Raw genomic sequence first — 22,940 nt, forward strand, 5'->3', positions numbered from 1 at the left:
CACTTTTGTATAAGCAATTATCGTGCCAAATTGTGTATTAAAAAAGAAAGCCTTTTCAGGCCTTCTTTTATGCGCTTTTTTTATGACATTGATTCTCTTTGAAACACTGTATTTGGAAAACGAAACACTATTTGCCGAAATAAACCACTGATTTGTGTATTCCTAAAAATTAAAACACTATGCGTTTGATACACTTGAAAATAATACATTCTTCCCCAGTTCATCGAACATCATATCAATAAAATAATAAGTTTCCCCTTCGCTCAGACGGACATTTATTTTGTTTTTAAAGACTTCCAGTGCAGGCTTCAGTAAGCCAAGCACTTGTCTTTTCTCCTCGCCGAAATCACCCTCATACTTCAACTGCGAGTGTGAAACCTCACGTTCCAATGCAAACGCGAGATGCATGATCAGACGGATCTGCGTCGCATTTTTAAAATGGACGTCGAGAATTTTCTGCAGTGTATCGTTGAACGCGAGAATGGTATCTACTGCCCTTTTCGGATTGAGATAGATCAGCATATCCTGAAGACTGTCCTCACAGACTCCTTTAACAATAATATGGGAAGGATTCTCTTTGTTCGGGAGCGCCTGGTTAAAGAAGAGCGACTGCAGAATCTCCTGTCCTTCACCGCCGACAAATTGTGAGAGCGTGATGAACGGTACGCCCTCGAGCTTCGGATTTTTAGCGCCGATACTCGCCACGATCTGATACCCCGCCTGAATTTTCTGTGCGTGTTCATACAGTCCTTCGATGGACACAGGAATAACGTGGATCTCTTCATCTGTCATATTGCGGATATAGGAGCCGACAATGCTTTTGATTCTGCTTGCGATCCCGCTTCCTGTCGTGCAGATGGTCAGAATGGCTTTCGGCCGCTCATTCTCAGCCGGGCTGCTTTCCTGTCCGGACGCGCGTCTCAGTTTATATAAGGCATCCACAATCCCTTTTAGATCCATATGAAGATAGTTGGCATCCTTAACTGCGTCCAGTATCATTGGTGTAGAAACCATGTCAATCGCTTTGACCCGTACTTTGGCGCTTTCGGCAATCTTGTCTTCGAAATAATAAAGGGACCCCATATCGACCATCATCAGAACACCCGCGCCCTGATCCACCGACTGAACGGCCTGGACAATGGTATCAAAAATATCCCCGAAGTTCAGGCTGAGCGGCATATCCACAGCCGCAACCGGATAATCGCCCATCAGCTCTTTAACAACACCAACCATTGAACTTGCCGTTTGTGTGCCATGGGCAGCAACAACGATGCCGACATTTTTCTGCCGGGACAGTTCTGAGAAGGAACTGATCAGAAAAGCGATATAAGATACTTCGACCTCAGGCAGTGCAACTGACAGACGATCTTCAATCAGTTTTGCTATTTCATTGGCAGCCACGTAATCTTTTTCCGTATAGGAGAACATGGACTGTTCCAGCTTGGGCGGACAGTCCAGCTTTCGTTTCGGGTGCTCAAGGAACGAAGACAGATGCACATTCAGCAGCGACACGAACTGGCTGCTTAGATGACCGCCCAGTACCTTTGAACAAATGGCCTCCAGATCTTTGGTCAGGTCCGCAAGCCGCTTGTCAATTGCCGTCATCAGCATATCTTTCGCCGTTTTCTGATAAAATTCCTTGACCTGCTCTTTGATATCTTCCGCAATTAATTTCCTGATATCATGAACGGACAGCCCTTCCTCCGACAGCATGCTGAATTTTCCTGAAATCATCTGATACAAATCAAAAGGGGGCTCGTACTGATCCACATCGGTCAGCATCGGATCCTTTCTGCCAGTGATCACAAGGAATAAAGGCAGCTGTTGATTGAGCTGCTGATTGACTCTCGGATTATGAGAAATCCGGTGCAGGCCTTCCCTCATTTCCATCGGCAGCATCTTTGCGTCAATCTGTACAGATTCACTATTCATACTGTCAAGAAAAGCCTGGGCACAGACCAGCTGCACATTGGATTTCAGTTGCCCGATGTTGCCGAACGTGACACTGCCGATCAGAGCCTTAATCACATCGGCACTGACGTGAAACTTATGATGGGTCCGGTGTGCTTCACGTGACAAGAGAAACTTGGTTAATTCGATTTGTTCACTGACGCTTCTGTTCCTGAAATCCGGAATGTTGATCATGACCGGTACCCGTCGCAGGAAGGTCTGAAGGAGCGTCGATGCCGGATCAGCAGTCGTCGCACCGATGATCAGGACGCGGGATTCGCGCTTATTACCTGTCTCTCCAAGCTTGCTGTAACGGCCTGTGTCCATAAAATAGAACAGCATTTCCTGTCCCTCAGGAGGCAGGCGGTGAATTTCATCAAGAAACAGAATGCCGCCATCCGCTTTGGCAACAAGACCCTCCTGGTCACGTGCTGCACCTGTGAAAGCTCCTTTCACATAACCGAACAGCTGGCCGATCAACAGCTGCGGGTTATTATAGTAGTCCGCACAGTTAAAGTCGACAAAGGGCGCTTTTTCATCAATCCTGCCGATTGATCGGGCATAATGATGCATCATATGTGCGAACAGTGTCTTACCGGATCCCGTCGGACCGAATATGAGCGTGTGCAGCCCGCGAGGCGGATACATGATCGCCGATTTTGCTTGTTTCACACTGCTTTTGAGGCTTTCGCCGGCTCCGATCAGGTGAGTGAATGGATCTTCATTCTTTTCCTCTGAGGACTCGTGATGCACTAATTCCTTCAGTGAAGCGCTTTTCACTGAAAACTCACGGACAACATCTCCGAATTCCTTAAGGACAAGATCAGCAGGAATATATAAAACGGGCCGAGTCACAAATTTGATGACCCGTTTCTCACGAACGAGTTCATTCAGTTCTGAGCTTACATTGCTTCTTTGAATATCCAGGGCTTCTGAAAGGTCGGATGCCGATACCCCGGACTTTTCTAGCAGTGTCTCTTTATCAAGCTGGCTGCACAGTTTTGCTAATTCATCGAAAATTTTTTCGCGGCGACGTCCCATTGCATGCACCTCATTGTCTATCATTAATAAAAAAAATTCCCCGTATCTTTTATTATATAATAAGAACGCTTTCATAGAGCGACTATTTTCTATTAATGAGAAGATGCTTAAAAATAGTTCCTCAGATTATGTCATCTAAACAGCCACAGTTTTTATTTTTTTCAGGGTTTAGATTTCCGCCGCCGGCACCTGATTCACCTGATGCTCACTTTTACCCGTTTTAAGTACAGCCATCACGTCGTTCAGACTAATCTCCACCATATTCTTCACAGCAAGGTTTGTGTAGAACCCAACGTGTGGCGTGATCAGAACATTGGGCATAGCGCGCAATGTTTTCAACGCTTCGCTTGGCAGCTCCTTACCCCGCAGGTCAACATTAAAGAATTTTTCCTCACCTGGAAGCGTATCGAGAGCCGCCCCCGCGATTTGTTTATTCTGCAATGCCCTGATCAGAGCATCAACATCAACAACCGGACCCCTGGAAGCATTAATCAGGAATGCGTCAGGTTTCATGAGTGCCAGAGCGGTTTCATCAATCAGGCTGACCGTTGAATCCATTAGAGGCACATGCAAGGTCACTACATCCGCTTTTTTGAGCAGTTCTTCCTTTGTAGCATAAGTAAGCACATCTTTCAGGTCGTCACGCAGAACGATATCATGGGCGATCACATTCGCGCCGAGTCCTTTGAATAAACGTGCTACAGTGCCGCCGATCCGTCCGGCGCCAATTACACCGACAGTTAGCGAGCGAATTTCCCGCGCCATCAGGCCCGACCAGCGGAAATCCTGCTGTGCTTCCCGCTGTTCAAATAAGGGCAGGTTGCGGATCAGACGCATCGTCTGGGTGACTGCCAGCTCCGCCACTGAGTTAGGGGAATATGCCGGCACATTGGTGACTGCCAAGCCATTTAAGGCGGCCAAATCTATATCGATCATGTCGTAACCCGCTGTACGGGTGGAAATCTGCCGGATCCCGTATTCTTTCAACGCGGCAAAAATGGCCGGATCATCCACTTTTGTCCGCTGCTGAATCACGACCCCGTCATAATCCTTTAAAAGATGCACCGTATCAACAGTCAGTTCAATCTGATTGATATCGACCTGTACGCCGTTCTGTGCCGCCCATTCACTGATCGCTAATTCCTCGTCATCCCTGACTGTAAACATTAAAATCTTCATCATCTGAGACTCTCCTCGCTTTTTTTGTTCTTCTTAACATATTCCCCAATACGGTTCATCGCTTCTTTCAGCGTTTCCATACTCGCCGCATAGCTGATTCTGAAGTGGCCCTCGCTGCCCGGTCCGAACGAATCGCCCGGAATAACAGCGACTTTTGCCTTATGAGCGAGATCAATACAGAAGTCCAGACTGTTCTGGATCAGCCCTTCCGGTATTTCCGGGAACAGATAAAATGCCCCTTCCGGCTTCGGACAGTTAAAGCCCAGCTCTACCATTTTCTGATAAACGAAATCACGTCTTTTTTGGTACTGGACGCGCATTTCGGCGCCATCGTCCATCCCATTTTCAAGTGCTTCCTGTGCTGCGTCCTGAGCGATGGTCGCTGCCGATGTAATCGTGAATTGGTGGACCATGCCCATCTTCGTCATGATATCTGCCGGTCCGCAGATGAAGCCAATCCGCCAACCTGTCATCGCATGGGACTTAGACACACCGTTAATGAGGATCGTTTGCTTGGGAATGTATTCCGCCATTGAAACATGACCTTCGCCGTAAGTCAGTTCACTATAGATCTCATCACTGATGACAAAAACATCATGTTCTTTCAGGACATCAACCAGAGCTTTTATCTCCTCCCGGCGGTAGGTCACGCCGGTCGGGTTAGTCGGGAAATTAAAAATAATCGCCTTGACCGCGTCACCGTGTTTGTCGAGCGCCTCCGATAGCACATCCGGAGACAGGACAAATCCGTTTTTCGATGTATCCAGGAAAACCGGTTCACCTCCGTTCAGCAAAGTGACTGGAATATAGAGAGGAAAAATAGGAGTCGGAATCAGCACTTTATCGCCGGGATTCAGTATGGAGCCTAAAATCGTGTAAATTGCTTCTGTGGCGCCTGCCGTCACCAGTATTTCATCCTCCGGTTTGTAATCCAGCCCGTATTTTACCTCCATAAAATGGCTGAACGCCCGGCGAAGTTCGATCGTCCCGCTTGAAGCCGCATAGTGGCTGCGGTTATTCTCAATACTTTTCTTGCCGGCTTCTTTCACATGCTCAGGCGTATTGAAGTCCGGTTCACCCAGCGTCAGTTTGATAATGCCTGGAATGGAAGATGTCTCCTGGTCAAACTTCAGAATGTCCGAAGGCTCAAGCAGACTTAACTCTTTTTTCATTTTACCGGCTAATACGTTGGTCACCACAATCTCTCCCTTTTTCTAAGGCTTTGTTAAAATTGTCTGTTGTTTTTCGCTCCAATCAACGGAGGGGCAAAAACAACACTGAATTTAAACTTAGCTTTTTCTAAAAAAATCACCCACGGCTTCAATAGCTGTGGGTGATTAACGAATCTTTCGCAAGATGCATCAAAACCACACGGACTATTGAATCAATCCATGTGGTCATTTTTTCGAGTGCAACAAAACTACTCTCGGCTTCCGCATGGATGCAAACATCTGATGAAGTGTCTGCACCCCCGTCAATCGAATGCAGACACTACCGAAAGAACCCAAAGTAGTAATAATAGTTATTCAATTGGAGTTTTCTAAACACCTGACGGCTCACCATAAATAAAAACTCCCTAACGTTGGTGAATCTATTTAAACAAAATTTTCAAAAAGTGTCAAGGCAGCTTCTGCTTATTGCGGTACGTCAAGAAGAATTTTTCCAACGCTCTGACGGCTTTCCATCCATTCATGCGCTTTCGCTGCTTCTTCCAAGGTGTAGTGTCTGCCGACTTTCATCTTAAGCCGGCCATCCCCCAGGTACTGGAAAAGTCGGACCGATGCATCGTGCAGAAGATCCGGGCGATTTCTCACCGTTGTACCCAGGCTGAATCCCAAAACCGCCCGGCAGCTGGCGTGCAGATCCGTTGTCTTGAAATGCCCCGTTTCGCCGCCGGCACTTCCGAAGTTGACCAGCCGTCCATACATAGCGAGACAGGTCAGGCTCTTTTCAGCGACCTCACCCGAAAGCGAGTCAAGAATAACATCGACACCCTTTCCATCAGTCAACTCATTCACTTTATCCGCAAAATTTTCCGTCTGATAATTAATGACTTCATCCGCTCCTGCTTCAAGAGCAGTCACCTTTTTCTTGTCGCTTCCGACTGTTCCTATGACTCGTTTCGCGCCGAGCAGTTTGGCCAGCTGTACGGCTGTTGTACCAATCCCGCCGCCTGCTGCGTGAATCAGCACTGTTTCTCCTGGCGTGAGGCGTGCAACATCGGCCAGCAATTTATAGGATGTGAAAGCTACGGTCGGACATGCCGCGGCCGTCTCAAAATCCACTGAATCCGGAATAGAGAATGTCAGATCTTCATCGGAAGTCACATATTCCGAATAAGAACCGTTTTTGAGAAGCGCGATCACGCGCTGACCTTTTTTAAAATGCTTTACTTCAGAGCCGATTGCTTCAATGATCCCGGCCGAATCCAATCCGGGGATAAAAGGAGGCTTGCTACCCGAATGATACCTTCCCTGACGTGACATAATATCGGCAAAATTGACACTTGTCGATACGACACGGATCAGCACCTGCTTTGCGCCGATTTCCGGTACCGGTAGATCCGTATATTTCAAGACGGACGGTCCGCCAAAATCAGATACAACCACTGCTTTCATTTTTTGCCCCTCCATAAAATCAAAACTGCTATGCTTATTATAATGACTGACGAACAATGGCGTATAGTAATTCGTTTCAAGAAGAGACCAGATTCCCGCCAAACAATCTTAGTCATCAAATAAACCAAGCTGCTCGATTTCGCCAAGGCGTTCCAGACTCTGCGGATCATGGTCCTCAAAGAATGCTTTGCTGATCCTTTTTTCCTTAGTCATAACTTGTTTTCCAGCATCAGAGGATTCTCTCAATCGACAGCTGTAAATAATCGGAAAATAATCCTGCAGAAATTTGCCCTCAGCCAGGGCCGTGAGTGCAATGATCTGAAAACCGAGCTGCTGCGCGACAAAGAAAACGGGACTCAAGACATGATCGCTGGAGGCCTGACCGAAGGGATTATCAAGAATGACAGACCGATGCAATTGACCACTGGCCTGTAGATGCTTCTTTTTTTCCGCAACATAGTTAAGAATGCCGAGGAAGAGCGTCATGTTCTTGCTCCATCGTTCACCTCCGGACCAAATATTGCTTGTCTCCCAGGTGTAAAAGCGCGTCGACACAGTGCTGTCGCTGGCGACTTTGCGCAATGTGACCTTTAAGACATCACTACCAATGATTTCGCGAAGCAGCTGTTTCGATTGCAGCCAAGTATCCAGGGCTTTGTGTATTTTCCCACTGTCTTGCATACCTTCTTCGTTTTTAAAATTCGGGTCGTCCAGTTTGCTTAGAATCCATTCAATGTGATTGCGAATCCGCGCTTTTCCGTCTTCTTCTTTCCATTCAGGAATAGTAAAAGAATAAATCTGTTTCCAATCATCTTTCACTTTGACCTTTGTTTTCTTTGGAATCTGGCGCAGTTCTTCCGCCAGCGTAAGCAAATGGGTATGAATCTGATCGATGAACAACTGCAAGTCTTTGTCTCTTTGACGGATGTGCTCTCGGGCATAGTGAGAAATGCGTTCGATGCGCAGTGACATATTCTTCTTGAATGCAACAATGGCTTCATAGCTCTGCTTGGTTTCAATGCCGCTGATCGCCATTTGTCTGAGTTTCACATCGGAAATTTGTGTCCGGCAAAAGTTCTTAAATGTCTGCCGGGCATGGTCGACTTCACTCTTGCCGGCTGTCACATCATCTTGATTTTCTTCTAAAGTACGCGTAATAGCCGACACAGACTTTTTACGGTTATAGATAAGATCGTTGATTTCTTGGCTGGTTAACGTAATCGCTTCGAGATCCGGTGCCGTGAAATGATGGGCGATCTCAAATTTATCGAGCTGCGTTCTTGCCTGATTGATTGCCGTCAGTTCTTTCTCAATACGCCCGGTTTCCTGATCAAGATAGTGTTTGCGTTCGTTCAGCCGCTGCTTTTCGCCCTGAAGTTCCTGCTTTGCATCGCCTACATAAGCATGATAGTTAACAACTACTTCATTCGGGAAGTGCTGCTGGAATTGTTCTTTACAAGTTTCCAATTTTCCATCCTGCTTGTCCTTTTCCGAACGGGCTGTCTGTACAGCATCAGCGCATTGTTCTCTCTCCTTTTCAAGTGCTTTAATACGCACCCGGAGCCCGTCAATTAGATGATCGCCGTCACCTGGGAACACTTGCGTTTCATCAATGGAATCGTACTCGCGGCGCAGGCGGCGCATTTCTTCTTCCAGATGCTTGATTTCGTTTGCCGCGCCTTTACGTTTTTCTTCCCATTCACCGCGCGTTTTGCTGATTTGCTTCAGGCGCATTTCTAAGTCCTTAATCTGTTCCTTGATCACCGCTTTGCTTTTGTCTGTCTTTTCCGGAGTCAAGTCGCGTAAAGTGATATAGTCGTCATCCCGCCTCAGAATGCGCAATTCGGCAGATACATTGGTGAGCCGCTCTTCAATGCTGCCATTCTTCTCGTTCAGAGCATTGACTGCATCCAGAACAGCTGTCAGCTCCTGCTCGGCTACGCGCACTTTTTCTTTTGCCTGCGTTAATAACTCTTTCTCCTCTTCAATTGTTTTCTCAATGACCAGTGAGCGTTGGGCTTTTTCCATATATGGTGCCAGCCCGCTTCGTTCTTCGCGGTGCTGATCGATAGCATTCTTACCCTTGATCCGCTCAGATTCCAGATCGACTGCTTCCTGTTCCACCTTGCGAATCGTCAGAGTAAGCGTCTCAATATTATTTTGCAATTCATTCTTTTTTGCTCGCTGATCTTCGACTGTTTGATAAGGATACTCTTTTAAAAAGCTGCGGAATGTATGGAGTGTCTGCTTCCAGCGTGCTGACTCGCGTTCATTAGCGACTCGTCGCTCCGTCGCCTGATCGGCTTCATCGCCCAGCCGCTGTTTCCATTCTGCAAATAAATCGGGATTCGCATTGTCCCGCCAATGAGCCGGAGCTACCCATTGGCCGGCATTTTCTGCATCCGCCGACAGCGCTTCTTCCGTTGAAAGCACTGTGATCGGGTATTGCAGACGTGCCGCGAATTGATCCAGCTTTTCCAGAAGTTGCGGTTTTTCTGAGGCCGTGGTCACAAGGGTAAGTGGCCATAGTGAGTAACTCATCATCCGCTTTCGATCAGAATCATCAACCATTTGCAGGTATTCTACACCAGTTGCAAGAAACCTGAATTGATTTTTCCATGTAGGGATTCGTTTGTCTAAATAAGCATCGCCAAAAAAAAGACTCTGATCGCCATGGTCGTCAACAAACCTGCGAGCGACCCTTTCTTTATAGAAAAGCTCCTCTCGCTCTGATGTGAAACGATCAATTGTCTCGCAGAGCCGATGTATGATCGAATCCTGGTCCAAATAGACGGTCTCGAGTCCTCCCCATTGCGCGCGAAGTGACGCCAGTTGATCGATCACACCATGCTCTGCCCTTTCCATTTGCGCAAGTACATTTTGTAGCTGATCGGTCTCGCGTATCGTCTCACTTTTCTCAACCTGTAACGCCGCGTTCTGTTCCTGAGCCTCGTTCTGGCGCGCGCTCAATATCTTCTCCTTCTGTCCTAAAGCAATGATGGACTTGTCTAAAAATTGATCTCGAATCTTCCATTTTTCAAGTTGGTCTTTAACCGTTTCCTGTTCCAGATTGATTGGCAATTCACGGATTAATTGACCCATATTTTCCTTATGTGTTTGTAGGCGTCCCTCAATATTCGCACATGAATCACGCCTCATTTTTACTTTTTCAAAACAGGCTTTCTGCACATTTTCCTGCTCACTCATTTGACGAATAATCGGTTGTTGTGCTGTTTTCAGTTCCTGTTCCGTTGTTTCTAAGCTTTCAATTTTCTGCAGCAAACAGCCGAGCAGCTGCCGTCTGGCCAATTCAAACTGGCTGCGAAGCTCGCGTGCATCCGCGCGTTGATCCATTGCCTCCAGATGATGCTCACATTCCTGCAGCAGTTCCATCTGATCCTTGCGCCCCGCACATGCTTTTGCCCATTGCAATGAGGCAGAGATGCGCCGGTCTTTTTGCAGTTGTTCCTCCGTTTCCAATTGCAAAGCAAGTGCCCTTTTATAAGCTTGTTCCAACGTCTCAAGCGCTGTCTGTTCTGTAAAAATCTTATAGGATTCTACCTTCACTGCGTACGTAAAGCTTTCATTTTTCCATTCAAGAACCTTTGCATCCTTCGCCTCCTGCTCCTCCTGCTGTTTGCGCTGCTGATCGGTCAGTTCCTTCCAGATCCCTTTTGCCTGTTGCTTTGTTTTTATGTACGTCATTTCACGCTCATGCAATGCTTCACTGGTTTTACTATAATCCTCCAGCGCGCTGCTGATCTGCTCGTTTTCTTCAATCATCTCTTTCAGCTTCTGATAATTTTTAAAACTTTCAAGCTGTTTTTCAAACAAATCGGCGAACAGGTGCCGATCGTGCCCAACCATCGAATCCTCCACAGTTGGGATCAGCAATCGGTCAAACAGCTGACTCGTATTCTTGCACTCATCAAAAAATGCTTCAACGCCGCCTTCAGAACCGTTAATTTTGACAACACTCTCCCATTCACTGGAAATAATGTTGTACTGCTCCTCAATAAAAGCTTCATAATCTTTAATCGTTTTAAAGGTTTGCGCACTGAGCGTTCGCTCATGCATCCCGCTGTAATAATCTTGCATTTCACCACGATCAGCGGGTCGTTTACCGCCCCTGATGTCGCGGACAAATGGAATACCCTCAATACCGTTCAGATCATTCTCCTGGTATTCATAAACATAGCGCAGCGAATCGAGCGTGTTCTTCGATGTAAAAAGTGAAACCGCAGTCACCACGTAACGTCTCGGCCGCTCGTTGATGATCCATTCGATTGCAATATGTGCCGGTGCACCATCGAGCATCAATGTATTTTTAATTTTGCGATCGGCAAGGTCGATATGCGGCAGAATGGCCTGAAGCGCAGTTTGAATAAATACAGTTTTCCCGCCGCCGTTTTCAATCAGGATCGCACCGTTGTGTCCGTCAAAGAGAAACAATTCGTCATTATAGCGTTTGTTGCCTTCTTCATAGATGACATTCGTCAAGCGGATTTTACTGATCGTCGGCATGCGGTTCATCTCCTTCAAAGCCGTAAATAAATTCAAAAATTCCTTTATTGTATTCAACTTCCATGAAATAACGCTGAACGATCGTCTTCGCTTTCTCCGTCAGCCGAATCTCTTCGTTACCAATATCCTGCACCAGATTCTGATCGATCAAAAACCGTTTGACCGTGTTGATAAAACTCATGCGGCTGATCGTATTACCGCTTTGCTTTTTGGCAGTCTCTTTAATGTCATCCATGTCGTCCCATTTTTCAATAATCAGTCGCCAGTTATAGGAAAACTCTTGCTCCAGCTTTTTCAGTTCTTCTTCATCATGGATTTTCAATTGATCCATGCGTTCCTGAATAAAACGCACCCACTCGTCCAGACGCAAAAAAAGCCGTGTCGGTTCCTGACTCTGATACGTGTCGTAAAAGCTGCCAAACAGAATCATCGTCGCAAAATACAGCAGATAGAGATCACCGTTGGTTGACCCGGCACGCATATAATTGCGTTTGATCCAGTCATTACTGACATGAAAGGGGGAAAGCTTGGTTTCAGGCACGAGGAACAACTGCTCGCTGGTACTGATCACGACGCAGTCCACTTCCCCGGCAAATGTATCCAGCAGACCGCGAATCGCATCATCCGCACGATAATTTTGCACGGCATCTTCTCCTGCGGCACCGTCCCTGGCGAGAATCGTATAAAGTCGAAAAGCGTGGATCACTTTTTGTTCAGGATAGTTCATCGTTATCCTCCTCAAGATGGATCAGCATCTCCTGGATTGAGAAGCGCTTGTTTTTTTGGATGATGCCGCTTCCTTCATGCACATGGAGCACCTGGTCCCCAAGCAACGCCAGGGCTTCATCGAGCACTGTTTTACCTTTATCGCTGTCCTCTGTTTCTCCATTCCTGATCGGCGTACGCTGATGTAGAACAAGCCAAAACTGATAAAAATAACGATAATCAAGTAGATTCGAACGGTTGCGCTCTTCGAGAAAATTCATGAACTGAGACAGTTTCCGCACTTTTCGCTGTTGATAAGCGTGTAGAAACAGTTCCATTAATTCACGATATTTTTCCGCAAGAACACGTCGATAGGACAAGGTTTCCTCATCTGAATCGACAACGATAAAACCTGAATCATCTGCCAACTCACGTTCTTCACTGATTTTCTGATCGGCAAGGATGGTCAGCGGTGACCACTGTCTGTTCTCCTCTACCTTCACAAAAGGCTGGAGTATGCCGGCCATCGCTTCAAGCGGCAAGGGTGTCGCAATAATTTTCGCAGACAAGTCCTGATCGAAATTAAATGCCTGAATACCTGTGTAGTACAAAGACTCTTGTGCCGTCAGCAGTGTGGTATTTTTCAAATCACCGGTTTGATCCAACAGGCGTGTATGCTCGTAATGAACCGACTCCAATTCACGCGCGATCCGCAAAACCAAATCATACGTCCGTGTCTCTTTCTTATGCACATCCTTTGCGTACAGGCGCTCACGGGTCTCTTTCACAAAAGCGCGCAGTTCTTTGAATTCGTCATTCTCCCGATTCAAGCGTCCATAGATATCCTCAAGCAGCTGCTTATAGCGCTCAAACGTCTCTTCAGACACAATACTGCGCTGAATTTCGTGCTTGAGCCGTGTCATCCGATCAACTAGGCTTTCCACATCAATATGCATCTCATTGATCTGCCTCAATGCACCTTTGAATTCGCCTTTGTCCAGCTGTTTGCGCAGCATGAGCTGATTGATCGACAACTGAAATTCACTGTAAAATTCCTTCGTTGCAAATACGAGTTCAAGCCCGTCCTCATCCAGAGTATAGTACTGCGCATTTGTTTTCAGATCGAAACTGCTCGCCTTCAAAATCGAGTATTCAATACCATCGTCCTGACCTGTTTCCCAATTAAAAAAGGTATAACGTCGTTTTTTTCCAGTGGTTGGTCGAAAAGTCTGAATGATCAACCGAGCCAGCCGCTCATAATCTTCAGGATCAAGCCGGTACTGTGATTCAGCCGTTTTTTCAAGAAAAGCTGCCAATTGCCTGGCACCCGCCTTATATTGACGCATTAGTTTCTGTTCAAAGAAAAAAAGCAATGTGAGCAGGCCCAAACCCTTCATATCAATTTCATTGTTCTTATGATCCTGTTCACGTTTACGTTCCAGTTCGTACAGAGGATCAAACAAGGCTAATCGCCGTATCCGCTCTTTATAGCCATTCACAATTTCGTGCAGATCAAGTTCTTCCAATCGCTGTTCCTCCATATCTGCTGCAGTTCCTTCGTTTTCAAGATTTCCTGCGGATAATAGTTTCCTTCATGCAGTGCCGTGCGCATTTGCCGGATTTGTCCTTCTGAAAAAAAGGGGAAAAAGGCATCCGCCGCGGCATTCCGCAAGTGCTGATAAGCCTTCCCGACAGCAGCTTCTTTTCTCAGGCAAGCCTGATAGAAGGGGAGTGCAGGCTGTGCCGCTTGTCTTCGATTCAGTGAGTACCAGATTGAAAGTCCTTCCCAATCTAAATCGCCAAAATAGAAAAAGTGGTGCACAGCCTTAATCGGATACTGCATGGCAAACTGATCAATACTCTTGACGATCGCCTTTCCGCATCCATAAATCAGCGTTGCAAAGCTCGTTTCTTTTAAAACAGGCAGTAAACCCTGATAAGTCGTTTTATTTTCGACAATAAGATGAATGTGTTCTGATTCATTAATTAATTGAGGGTTGATCGCGAACATCAGGGGATCTGAGACAGGAATAATGTTCAGGCGGGGATACAAATTAATTTTTTCCAAAAGTTCCTTTCCGCCATTTTCATCAATCCATTTTTCATCCTCAACTAATTCAAAACTCCGCTCTGGAGCGGGAACCTGGTCCTCCGGAAATCCGTGGGCTTTAAGGTAGTGATCTATTTTGAGAAGATACGGCAGATCTTTCTCCCACAACCCCGGATCTCCGCGATAATAGCCGTCAAGGCTGATCGCTTTGTGCATCCGTGCCCGGTAGTGCTGAAGCTCTTTGTGGTAATCACTTTTCAGCGCATTTTTATTAATCCGATATCGGTAGGCAAGCGATGGAGTGCGATCCGTGCGCCCTGCCGCACGTATCATGACAAGAACGTCTTCATTTTCAAATTTGCGTAGCGCGTCAGCAAAATCCGCATAAGAATCATAGATAGGAGTAAATAGCTGCTCAAGTTCTTCTAAATTGATCGTCATCTTCGGAAACATTACAATCCTCTTTGCTGCTTCATCCATATTTAACTCTCCCGCATTGACACTTATAGTTCCATTGTACTAATTTTTCAAACTTCTCGCTCTTTTTTTGTAAAAAAAGAATGTATTGATAATCAAATTTTAATTTTGAAAAATAAAAAAGAGCAGGTTGATCTGCTCTTTTCTCAATTTTCACCTTAATTGGTCCAATCAATTGGTAATTGATAAGCAATCGGATCCACCTGTCCGGCTTCTTTAAATCCCTTAATCCGCAACCGGCAGCTGTCACAGGTTCCGCACGCTTCTTCTCCGCCCTTATAGCAGGAAGTAGTGAGATCATACGGCACACCCAGTTCGGTTCCGAGCCGAATGGTCTCTCCCTTAGTCAGATACATCAGCGGTGTTTTTATGGACAGGTGATGATTCGTCACTCCCGTTTTCGTCGCAAGATTAATCGTCTGGTTCATGCTTTCAATAAATTCAGGCCGGCAATCCGGATACCCGCTGTAGTCGACCGATGACACACCGGTAAAGATCGCCTCCGCTCCGATTACTTCCGCGTACGCGCTGGCGAGTGACAAAAAAATCATATTTCTGGCCGGCACATACGTGACCGGTATCCCGTTATCTTCTCCGTCATCAGGAACGTCAATCGACTGATCAGTCAGAGCGCTGCCGCCGATTTGCCTGAAAAAGTCTAGATCAATAATGCGGTGTTCCGTGACGTTGAAAAATGAAGCGATCTTTTTCGCCTGCTCTATTTCACGCTGGTGGCGCTGCCCGTAGCTGAAAGTTAGTGGATAAAGTTCGAAACCCTCACTCTTCGCGATGCCCATACATGTTGTACTGTCGAGTCCGCCGCTCAGTACAACAACGGCTTTTTTCGTCATACCCGGTTCCTCCCATCAATCCTATTCTTTTTATAGAAATCAGCGATTATCAATCTTCTCAGGATACAGGTCATGCCGGCTCAACCGGTCGAAGGCAACCTCTTCCCAGCGGGTTTCCTTCTTTCCGTAATTCACATACGGATCAATGCTGATACCACCTCTTGGCAGGAACTTCCCCCACACCTCAAGGTATTTCGGATCCATCAGCTGAATCAGGTCGTCGGCGATTTTGTTGACACAGTCCTCGTGAAAATCACCGTGATTTCGGAAACTGAATAAATAAAGTTTCAATGATTTGCTCTCAACCATTCGCACATCCGGCACATAACTGATATGCAAGGTTGCGAAGTCCGGCTGATGGGTAATCGGGCACAGGCTTGTAAATTCCGGAAAATTGAATTTGACAAAATAATCACGGTCCGGGTGTGCGTTCTGAAAGGTCTCCAAGAGTGTCGGATCGTAATCAAAAACATATTGCGTGCCCTTGTTGCCAAGCAGCGTCAGGCCCTCTTTTTTTCGGTCGTTCATTTTTTATCTCCTCTCACTCCTGATTAAATTGCGGTATGACACGTCCATTTTTGCTTCCATGGATCCATCGTACAATCAGATAGATCAGCGGAACACCAACGACCGCATATAAAAATTTAAGCACATATTCCGTGCCAATCGTTGTAAAAATCGCCGTTATCGGCAAAATTCCGGTAAATCCGATAAACATAAAAACGGTCGAATCCGCGAGCTGACTGATCGCCGTGCTGAGCAAACTGCGCAGCCACAGCATTTTACCCTGGGTCCGCTTCTTGAGTCCGACAAAAATAGTGATATCAAGCGTTTGTGAAACAGAATAGCCGCATAATGAGGCGAGCACAACTCTCGGCAGTGCCCCAAGAACCAACGCGTAGGCTTCCTGTCCCTTCCAGAAAGGCGCGGCGGGCAAGTGGATCGCCAGCTGAAGCAGCAGGACGAACAGGACATTGGCGAGCAGACCGACCCAGACAATTTTCTGAGCGACCGGTTTGCCCCAGCATTCGGTAATACTATCTAATACAAGAAAAGTAAGCGGGTAAATGATAATTCCTGAGGTCATTGAAAATCCGCCAACGGAGAAAAGCTTTGAGGCAACAAGATTTGCGGCAATCAGGCAGGTCATAAATACCATTGCCAGAAAAATGAGTTTGAAAGGAACGTTCACTTTCGTTTGAATCTGATCCAACAAGATCACTCCCGTAGTTTTTTTTGTAAGGCAGAGGAGGGTTTCGAACTCTGCCAAAATTGCAACCTCTTGATTATAGAAGTTGCGCGACTCATTGACAAGGGTCGCTTTGAGCGGTACTCAAATTTTAGCTGGTCTCTTGTGGCCATTTTATACCACTCTTAGAAACTCAAAGCGGACGAAGAACATATCAACAAAAAGATTCAATTACACACAAAAGCTCTCAACTCGAGATACGATCCCATGGGGAACAATTCTAACACGTTCAATGTATAATAATGGTTAGAATGTGTTAGAAAAGATTGGAGGAATTCAAATATAGTTCCTCCCACCTCTCTTATTATTGAAGTGAATCAAACGATAACAGTAGCACTTATTTGTCGAAAAAGTACGCTCTTTCCACTTTGCAGACGCGGACGCTGTATGCTGAATACCAGTTGCTTCGGCCATTTTTCTGAGCCATTCGGTGATCGGTATTTTCCTTCCACAGTTTGATTGACTCCAAAGTGTCCCAGTAGGAGACAGTGATTCCGAACCCTTCGTTATCCCGTGTACTCTCAACCCCCAGAAATCCTTTTTGTACAGAAGCCAGCTGATCCATCAAGTCAGCTGTTTCACTGTAACTTTTATTATCTTCTTCTGTTCTTCGGGATGTAAAAATAACGGCATAATATGGTGGTTCAGGAGTTTTTGCAATCGGCACGTTCCCACCTCCATATAGTTCAGTACGCATCCGCAGGCTCATTACCAGAATTGCCAACAGACAATTATGCGTTATGAAATAAAATAAGCTTGATCAGTAAAAAAATATCAGAACTCGGCCAATTTTATCAGAACTCAGTAAAATATATCAGAACTCAGGCAGATTTATCAGAACTCAGTAAAATATATCAGAACTCCACTAATTTCATTGATTATTTTCTAAACCATTTTCTCGTACACTTTCAGATTCTGATAAACAACTTTCAATAGCGGCGCATCTACATGAAATTGATCAGCGAGCTGCAATAGATAGCCCTGCAGGTGATCCCCTTCGATGGAGGAGCCCTTTTCCATATCCCGCTGCATCGACGATTTCATATCATAGCCAATCTGATCAATCGTTTTCATATGCTGATCAACGATGTTGTTCTGAATCGGGGCACCAGCTGCTCTCATAATCTGAGCGCCTTCTTCAAACATCTGCCGGATAAAGTTCCGCCCGCCTTCGCTTTCACGAATCGGTCCGATCGGGGCGCGCATTAGTGTTGTCACACCTGACAGAACGGTAATAAATAAATATTTATGCCACAAATCCTGTTCGATATGATCACTCAGAACAAAATCCGCTTTTGTGCCGCTGAACGCATCGGCGATCTCACGGATCCGCTTGGTATCCGGATGTTCCAACTCACCATAGACGAGCCGGTCTGCCGGGCTTGTCTGGATCACATCTCCTGTTTCATTTAATGTTGTTTCAATGAAGCATAATCCCCCAATGACTTTGTCGCCGTCAAATGCCTGCTTTAATTGAGACACATGGGCGATACCGTTCAGCAGCGGTAAAATCACTGTTTCCCCGCCGACAAAAGGTTGCAGATCCTCGATTGCTTCTTCCAGATGATAGGATTTTGTCGAAAATAAAACCAAATCAAATGGGCCCGCAACGTCCGTTTTCGTCACTAATTTTGGCGTGCACGTAAAATCTCCATTTACGCTGCGGATGATCAGGCCATTCTTCTCAAGCTGCTGCTTGCGCTTGCTGCGGACGAGAAAAGTGACATCTTCCCCTTTCTCCACTAAGCGGCCGCCAAAATAGCCGCCGATTCCGCCGGCTCCTAAAACCAGAATACGCATAGTAACCTCCCGTTTCCAAAAACGATTTTTTTAATTGTAACATAACTATGTCGCCGGCATCCTTTTCGAAAGCTCGATCACTCCTTCACCCTTTTAGGCAGACTGACTGTAAAGGTACTTCCTTCACCTGATTTACTTCTCACCGTAATGTTTCCACCCAATTTTTCGGCAATCTCCAGTGAGATAAAAAGTCCCAGACCCGTTCCGCCATATTTCTGATTACGTGATTTTTCGACGCGATAAAACCGTTCAAAGATATGCTTCTGCTCTTTCTCTGGTACACCTACCCCAAAGTCCTGAACGGAAATCTGAATGAAATGATCATTCTCTTTTTCCTGAATCTTAATCGGCGTGCCTGGATCAGAATATTTCAAGGCGTTCGCGATTATATTGTGCAGGATCCGGTTCATACCTTCTTCATCCGTGTATATGAAGGGTGTTTTACCCTTTAATTCGATCTGAATATCCCGTTTCTCCGTCTTAATCTGAACTTGGAAACTGTTCAATGCGGCGACCAGAATCTTATCGATCCAGACCTTTCTAACCACGGGTTTATGTTTTTTATTCTCCTGAGTGGTAGTTACCTCAAGCAGTTCATCCGTCAGCTGGCTCAGGCGCATCGCTTGATTTTGAATCGACTCCAGATAAACCGGTCTCTCTTCATCATCGACCATGCCGTCTAATATCGCTTCAATTTGAGAACGTATGGAAGTTACCGGCGTTTTAATATCATGGGATAATTGGGCAATCATCGTTTTTTTTTCGTCTTCTGATTTCCTGATTTGATTAAAAGATTCTTCCAACCGCTCCGTCATATGATTGAAGTCTTCCGCCAGTTCTGCCAATTCCTTCGGCGAGCGGATGTCCCTTATTTTTTCAAAATGGCCCTGGGCCAGCTTACGGCTTTGCCTGCTTAATTTTCTGATTGAGCGCAAAGCGGGCAGAAACAGCAGATAACTTAAAATGAACGCGAACGTGCAGGCGATAACCATAATTAACGTGACGATATAAGCGATGCCCTGCTGAAAGAGCATATATTTTACACTGAAAAAGACAATAACAATGACCAATGACAGGGCGAATCCGTAAGACAAAAGAATTAAACTGCGCAGTTTCACGTTCCGTCTCCCTCCAGCTTATAGCCGAGACCCCAGACGGTTTTAATCACAGGATGTGGGCTGCCGTCTGACGCGCGCTCTAGTTTTTCACGCAAATGATGGATATGGACGTTCATCGTATTCGCGTCTTCGTAGTATTCAGCACCCCAGACTTTATCGAAAAGCTCCGATTTTGAGTAGACCCTTTCCTGATCCAGAGCCAGAACCCATAACAAATCGAATTCCTTGAGGGTCAAATCAAGCGGAACATCATAAAGCGTGGCTGACCGTTTTTCGTAGTCAATTTTTAAAGCACCCCTGTTAATCGTATGGCCTGCATTTTTATTCACACGCCGTAAAATATTTTTGACCCTCAAAACAAGTTCCCGGGGACTGAAGGGTTTTGTCACATAATCATCCGCACCCAGTGTTAACGAATAAAGTCGGTCCTGCTCCTGTGTTTTCGCACTGATGAACAGGAACGGAATTTCTTTGCCTGAGTCAATGATCTGCAGAATAAAATCATATCCATCTACTTCAGGCATCATAATGTCTGTCACAATTAAATGGACTGAACGATGCCGGCAGATTTCAAGAGCTTCACCGCCATTCGAGGCGGTCAGCACTTTAAAATTTTCTTTTTCCAGATAGCGCTTCGCCACGTCAACAATCGTCGGCTCGTCATCGACAATAAGGATCGTTTCAGGCATTGATTCCACCTCTTTTCACTAAGATAACCGGGATGATCCATGGATTCAAGTCATAACAGACCCATTCCGGTAAAATGGGCCTGTTCCTATAAAAACTTACACTGAGGGATTACTTTCGCTTTTTCTTCTCATACGGTCCTTCAGATAAAAGTAAAGGTTCGCTAAACTGAAATGGGAGGCCTGTCTGATCGCTATCAGGAGAATTACGGCCACCAGCAATTGCAAGGGGTAAATATAAATCATATTGGCCAACCAGTAGTTAATGTTCATGAAGATCGCACCCGATAGGGCTGGCAGAGTAAGGATCCCCGTAATTAATCCTGCGCCGGCCAAAATCTCCCCCCAGGGAATCAGCAAATTGAACAGTGCTGTATTGGGTTCAACAAAATGCACCATAAAGACTTTATACCAATCCGGGGTCACCGTATTGCTCGTGACAGCTTGAGTCAAGCCGGACATTGTAAAATGTGCCTGGACTTTGAAAATGCCTTCATGCAGCCAGCTGATTCCAAGACCCACTCTGATCAGTGAAAAGAGAACATGGTTTGTCAGCGTTCGGATTTTCATGACGGATCCATCATCAGTTTGGCTTCACCGAATGTGACATGGGCTTTGTTGCAGTAGATGACCACCATATTGTATATCGTGGGATCAATGCCGCTTAGAGAGAAGCTCTGTTCCATTTTTTTCAAATCAATTTTGGCAATCTGTTTGCCGGTCGATAGGTCTCCGTCCTTAGTCAGGTACACATGAAGGTCGGGGCCTTCATCAGTTTTGAAGTTCGATAACGTTAACATGGTGTTTGTGACGGTAGCTGTTCCGCTAACCATCTTTTGGTTGGTGCCTTTAAACGAACCGGAAAAGCTCATGCCGGGATCCATGATCTTTGCTTCGCCAAATGCGACGTGCGCTTTGTTGCAGTAGATGACCACTGTATTGTACATCGCAGGATCCACGCCATTCAGTGAGAAGGTTTGATCCATTTTTTTCAAGTCAATTTTTGCGATGGATTGGCCGTTTGTTACATCCCCGTCTTTAGTCAGATAAACATGAAGGTCAGGGCCTTCGTCTGTTTTAAAGTGGGTCAACATTAATTTGCCGCCCATGACTTTAACCATGCCTGAAACCATTTTTCCATTTTTTCCACTGAAACTTCCTGATAAAGTGGTCATGGATTGACTCATTGAGGAACTTGTCATTGAATCGGGCGCAGAACTTTGGGTGCTTGAGCCATTCATATCAGTATTCCCGCTCCCGCAGGCCGCCAAAACGAAAATCAAAACCAACAGCAGAGAAAGGACACTTAATTTTTTCTTCATCAATCAGTCACTCCTTAAGGTTATTTATTACAGTCCTAACTGTAACAAACAGAAGTGATCTGATACTTAGGCAATTCTTAACCGTTTCTTAAGCATAAAATAACGTTTAATAAGCTATTCATAATTCTGTTTTCAGCCGTTCTTTTCTTTTTAAAAGGAACATCAGGCCGGCAGAAAAAAGACCTATACCACCGATAACCAGCCAACCCGAAGAAATAGAGAAGAGTGTAATGTAATGGCCCATCATCAAAGGCCCTAAAGTATAACCCGCCCCAGTAATTATAGGGATCAGCGCACTCACTCTGCCACGATGGGACGATGGTGTATAATTGGCAATAAATGTCGGGGAATTAATGGAGATGAGTATTTCGCCTACCGTCATGATGAAGATCGCCAGATAGAAAAATAGCAATGCGTGAATCAGGCCGAAAAGGCCAAATGCGAGAGCGTAGCAAAGCCCGCCTGCCGCGATCACTCCGATTGGTCGAAGAGATAGGGTTAGTTTGGAAAGAAGCGGCGTCAGTATTATCACAATAACTCCGTTAAAGCTTGCCAGAGTTCCATACAGTGCGGCTCCATTGCCACCAAACAAACTTGCCATCTGCAGCGGCAGCGTAAAACCCCACTGCGAATATTCAAACTGAAAGCAAAATAAAATCAGTGCAAAATAGATCAAGATACGTCTTTTTAATAGAACCCGGAACACCGATCCCTCCATGTCCTGCTCGAGTGTCCGTTCTTCCCCTGAATCGGCAAATTGAAGACGTCCTTTCGTCTCTCCGATAAAAAGAACCACCAACAGCATCGATAGGATTGTGGTCAGGCCGTCCACGATAAAAACCAGTGGAAGATTATTCTTGAATAAGATGCCTCCGATAATCGGACCAACCGCGAAGCCAAGATTCCAGCCCATGTAGCTCAAAGAGTAGGCTGACTTTCGATTTTCCGGAACCGTGATGTCCGCCAGTAACGCGTCATAAGCCGGGTCGCAAACCGAATAGAGAATGGACGATGCCATCAGTACATAGACCAATCCCATCGATGGTTTCATAAACCCGCAGGCGAGAAGGGCCAGCGCGCCCAGGCTTTGCGAGATCAGAATAATGTTCTTTCTTCCGATCTGATCAGCCAGTTTACCTCCCAGAATCATACCCGGTGCGTAGCTGATGCCAAGTAAAGTGATAAATAGCCCTGCCGTATCACTTTTCATGCCAATCTTCTGTGTCAGGATCAGTACAAGAAGCGGCTGCACAAAACTCCCGACACTGTCGACGAAACGGGACAGAAAAATAATATAGATTTCTTTGGGTAAACCGCGATAGACGCTGAAAAAAGACATTTTATTCACCGTTTCGATGTTAAACTTTGAG

General features: G+C 45.9%; 18 protein-coding genes. All 18 read right to left on the bottom strand.

The window, feature by feature from the left end; genetic code table 11:
* Window positions 1-177: 177 nt before the first annotated feature.
* Window positions 178-2,991: a sigma-54-dependent transcriptional regulator gene (locus E4665_RS06130; protein WP_194085996.1), complete on the bottom strand. Its 2,814-nt coding sequence runs from the start codon at window positions 2,989-2,991 to the stop codon at window positions 178-180.
* Between the two features lie 168 nt (window positions 2,992-3,159).
* Window positions 3,160-4,173, bottom strand: coding sequence for a D-2-hydroxyacid dehydrogenase (locus tag E4665_RS06135; RefSeq protein ID WP_241654705.1), 1,014 nt, complete (start codon window positions 4,171-4,173; stop codon window positions 3,160-3,162).
* Entirely contained in the window at window positions 4,170-5,366 is a 1,197-nt protein-coding gene (locus E4665_RS06140) for an aminotransferase class I/II-fold pyridoxal phosphate-dependent enzyme (protein WP_206663556.1), read from the bottom strand. Before E4665_RS06140 ends, E4665_RS06135 begins: the two co-directional genes overlap by 4 nt.
* Before the next feature lie 438 nt (window positions 5,367-5,804).
* Window positions 5,805-6,788, bottom strand: a complete 984-nt coding sequence (locus E4665_RS06145) for a quinone oxidoreductase family protein (RefSeq protein WP_135347925.1) — start codon at window positions 6,786-6,788, stop codon at window positions 5,805-5,807.
* 108 nt (window positions 6,789-6,896) lie between these two features.
* Window positions 6,897-11,312, bottom strand: coding sequence for a coiled-coil domain-containing protein (locus E4665_RS06150; RefSeq protein WP_135347926.1), 4,416 nt, complete (start codon window positions 11,310-11,312; stop codon window positions 6,897-6,899).
* Entirely contained in the window at window positions 11,296-12,039 is a 744-nt protein-coding gene (locus E4665_RS06155; RefSeq protein WP_135347927.1) for a DUF6063 family protein, read from the bottom strand. The genes E4665_RS06150 and E4665_RS06155 overlap by 17 nt, the downstream gene beginning before the upstream one ends.
* Complete coding sequence (locus tag E4665_RS06160; RefSeq protein ID WP_135347928.1) at window positions 12,026-13,543, bottom strand: replicative DNA helicase; 1,518 nt, start codon at window positions 13,541-13,543, stop codon at window positions 12,026-12,028. The genes E4665_RS06155 and E4665_RS06160 overlap by 14 nt, the downstream gene beginning before the upstream one ends.
* Window positions 13,513-14,547: a Wadjet anti-phage system protein JetD domain-containing protein gene (locus tag E4665_RS06165; RefSeq protein ID WP_135347929.1), complete on the bottom strand. Its 1,035-nt coding sequence runs from the start codon at window positions 14,545-14,547 to the stop codon at window positions 13,513-13,515. Before E4665_RS06165 ends, E4665_RS06160 begins: the two co-directional genes overlap by 31 nt.
* A 155-nt stretch (window positions 14,548-14,702) precedes the next feature.
* Window positions 14,703-15,395 (bottom strand): 7-cyano-7-deazaguanine synthase QueC, encoded by a 693-nt coding sequence (gene queC / locus E4665_RS06170; protein WP_135347930.1) that lies wholly within the window; start codon window positions 15,393-15,395, stop codon window positions 14,703-14,705.
* A gap of 39 nt (window positions 15,396-15,434) precedes the next feature.
* A complete protein-coding gene (queF, locus tag E4665_RS06175; protein ID WP_135347931.1) occupies window positions 15,435-15,923 on the bottom strand; it encodes a preQ(1) synthase in 489 nt (162 codons plus the stop codon).
* Window positions 15,924-15,936: 13 nt separating this feature from the next.
* On the bottom strand, window positions 15,937-16,608 hold the full coding sequence (locus E4665_RS06180) for a queuosine precursor transporter (RefSeq protein ID WP_135347932.1): 672 nt from the start codon (window positions 16,606-16,608) through the stop codon (window positions 15,937-15,939).
* A 373-nt stretch (window positions 16,609-16,981) separates the two neighbouring features.
* Window positions 16,982-17,311, bottom strand: coding sequence for an antibiotic biosynthesis monooxygenase family protein (locus E4665_RS06185; RefSeq protein ID WP_135347933.1), 330 nt, complete (start codon window positions 17,309-17,311; stop codon window positions 16,982-16,984).
* 218 nt (window positions 17,312-17,529) lie between these two features.
* Window positions 17,530-18,444, bottom strand: coding sequence for a 2-dehydropantoate 2-reductase (gene panE, locus E4665_RS06190; RefSeq protein ID WP_135347934.1), 915 nt, complete (start codon window positions 18,442-18,444; stop codon window positions 17,530-17,532).
* A gap of 77 nt (window positions 18,445-18,521) precedes the next feature.
* Window positions 18,522-19,562: a sensor histidine kinase gene (locus E4665_RS06195; protein ID WP_135347935.1), complete on the bottom strand. Its 1,041-nt coding sequence runs from the start codon at window positions 19,560-19,562 to the stop codon at window positions 18,522-18,524.
* Window positions 19,559-20,251: a response regulator transcription factor gene (locus E4665_RS06200; RefSeq protein ID WP_135347936.1), complete on the bottom strand. Its 693-nt coding sequence runs from the start codon at window positions 20,249-20,251 to the stop codon at window positions 19,559-19,561. The genes E4665_RS06195 and E4665_RS06200 overlap by 4 nt, the downstream gene beginning before the upstream one ends.
* 96 nt (window positions 20,252-20,347) lie before the next feature.
* Window positions 20,348-20,818 carry a DoxX family membrane protein gene (locus E4665_RS06205; RefSeq protein WP_135347937.1) on the bottom strand — a complete coding sequence of 157 codons (471 nt, stop codon included), beginning with the start codon at window positions 20,816-20,818 and terminating at the stop codon, window positions 20,348-20,350.
* Window positions 20,815-21,570: a DM13 domain-containing protein gene (locus tag E4665_RS06210; RefSeq protein ID WP_135347938.1), complete on the bottom strand. Its 756-nt coding sequence runs from the start codon at window positions 21,568-21,570 to the stop codon at window positions 20,815-20,817. The genes E4665_RS06205 and E4665_RS06210 overlap by 4 nt, the downstream gene beginning before the upstream one ends.
* Before the next feature lie 118 nt (window positions 21,571-21,688).
* Window positions 21,689-22,909 carry an MFS transporter gene (locus tag E4665_RS06215; RefSeq protein ID WP_135347939.1) on the bottom strand — a complete coding sequence of 407 codons (1,221 nt, stop codon included), beginning with the start codon at window positions 22,907-22,909 and terminating at the stop codon, window positions 21,689-21,691.
* Window positions 22,910-22,940: the final 31 nt, after the last annotated feature.

The organism is Sporolactobacillus shoreae, from assembly GCF_004684935.1.
Classification (GTDB): domain Bacteria; phylum Bacillota; class Bacilli; order Bacillales; family Sporolactobacillaceae; genus Sporolactobacillus; species Sporolactobacillus shoreae.

Coding starts and splice junctions, on each gene's coding strand:
- E4665_RS06145 (WP_135347925.1), bottom strand. CDS start 6,788: ATGAAAGCAGTGGTTGTATCTGATTTTGGCGGACCGTCCGTCTTGAAA.
- panE (WP_135347934.1), bottom strand. CDS start 18,444: ATGCGTATTCTGGTTTTAGGAGCCGGCGGAATCGGCGGCTATTTTGGC.
- E4665_RS06155 (WP_135347927.1), bottom strand. CDS start 12,039: ATGAACTATCCTGAACAAAAAGTGATCCACGCTTTTCGACTTTATACG.
- E4665_RS06150 (WP_135347926.1), bottom strand. CDS start 11,312: ATGCCGACGATCAGTAAAATCCGCTTGACGAATGTCATCTATGAAGAA.
- E4665_RS06215 (WP_135347939.1), bottom strand. CDS start 22,909: ATGTCTTTTTTCAGCGTCTATCGCGGTTTACCCAAAGAAATCTATATT.
- queF (WP_135347931.1), bottom strand. CDS start 15,923: ATGAACGACCGAAAAAAAGAGGGCCTGACGCTGCTTGGCAACAAGGGC.
- E4665_RS06210 (WP_135347938.1), bottom strand. CDS start 21,570: ATGAAGAAAAAATTAAGTGTCCTTTCTCTGCTGTTGGTTTTGATTTTC.
- E4665_RS06165 (WP_135347929.1), bottom strand. CDS start 14,547: ATGGATGAAGCAGCAAAGAGGATTGTAATGTTTCCGAAGATGACGATC.
- E4665_RS06205 (WP_135347937.1), bottom strand. CDS start 20,818: ATGAAAATCCGAACGCTGACAAACCATGTTCTCTTTTCACTGATCAGA.
- E4665_RS06135 (WP_241654705.1), bottom strand. CDS start 4,173: ATGATGAAGATTTTAATGTTTACAGTCAGGGATGACGAGGAATTAGCG.
- queC (WP_135347930.1), bottom strand. CDS start 15,395: ATGACGAAAAAAGCCGTTGTTGTACTGAGCGGCGGACTCGACAGTACA.
- E4665_RS06130 (WP_194085996.1), bottom strand. CDS start 2,991: ATGGGACGTCGCCGCGAAAAAATTTTCGATGAATTAGCAAAACTGTGC.
- E4665_RS06200 (WP_135347936.1), bottom strand. CDS start 20,251: ATGCCTGAAACGATCCTTATTGTCGATGACGAGCCGACGATTGTTGAC.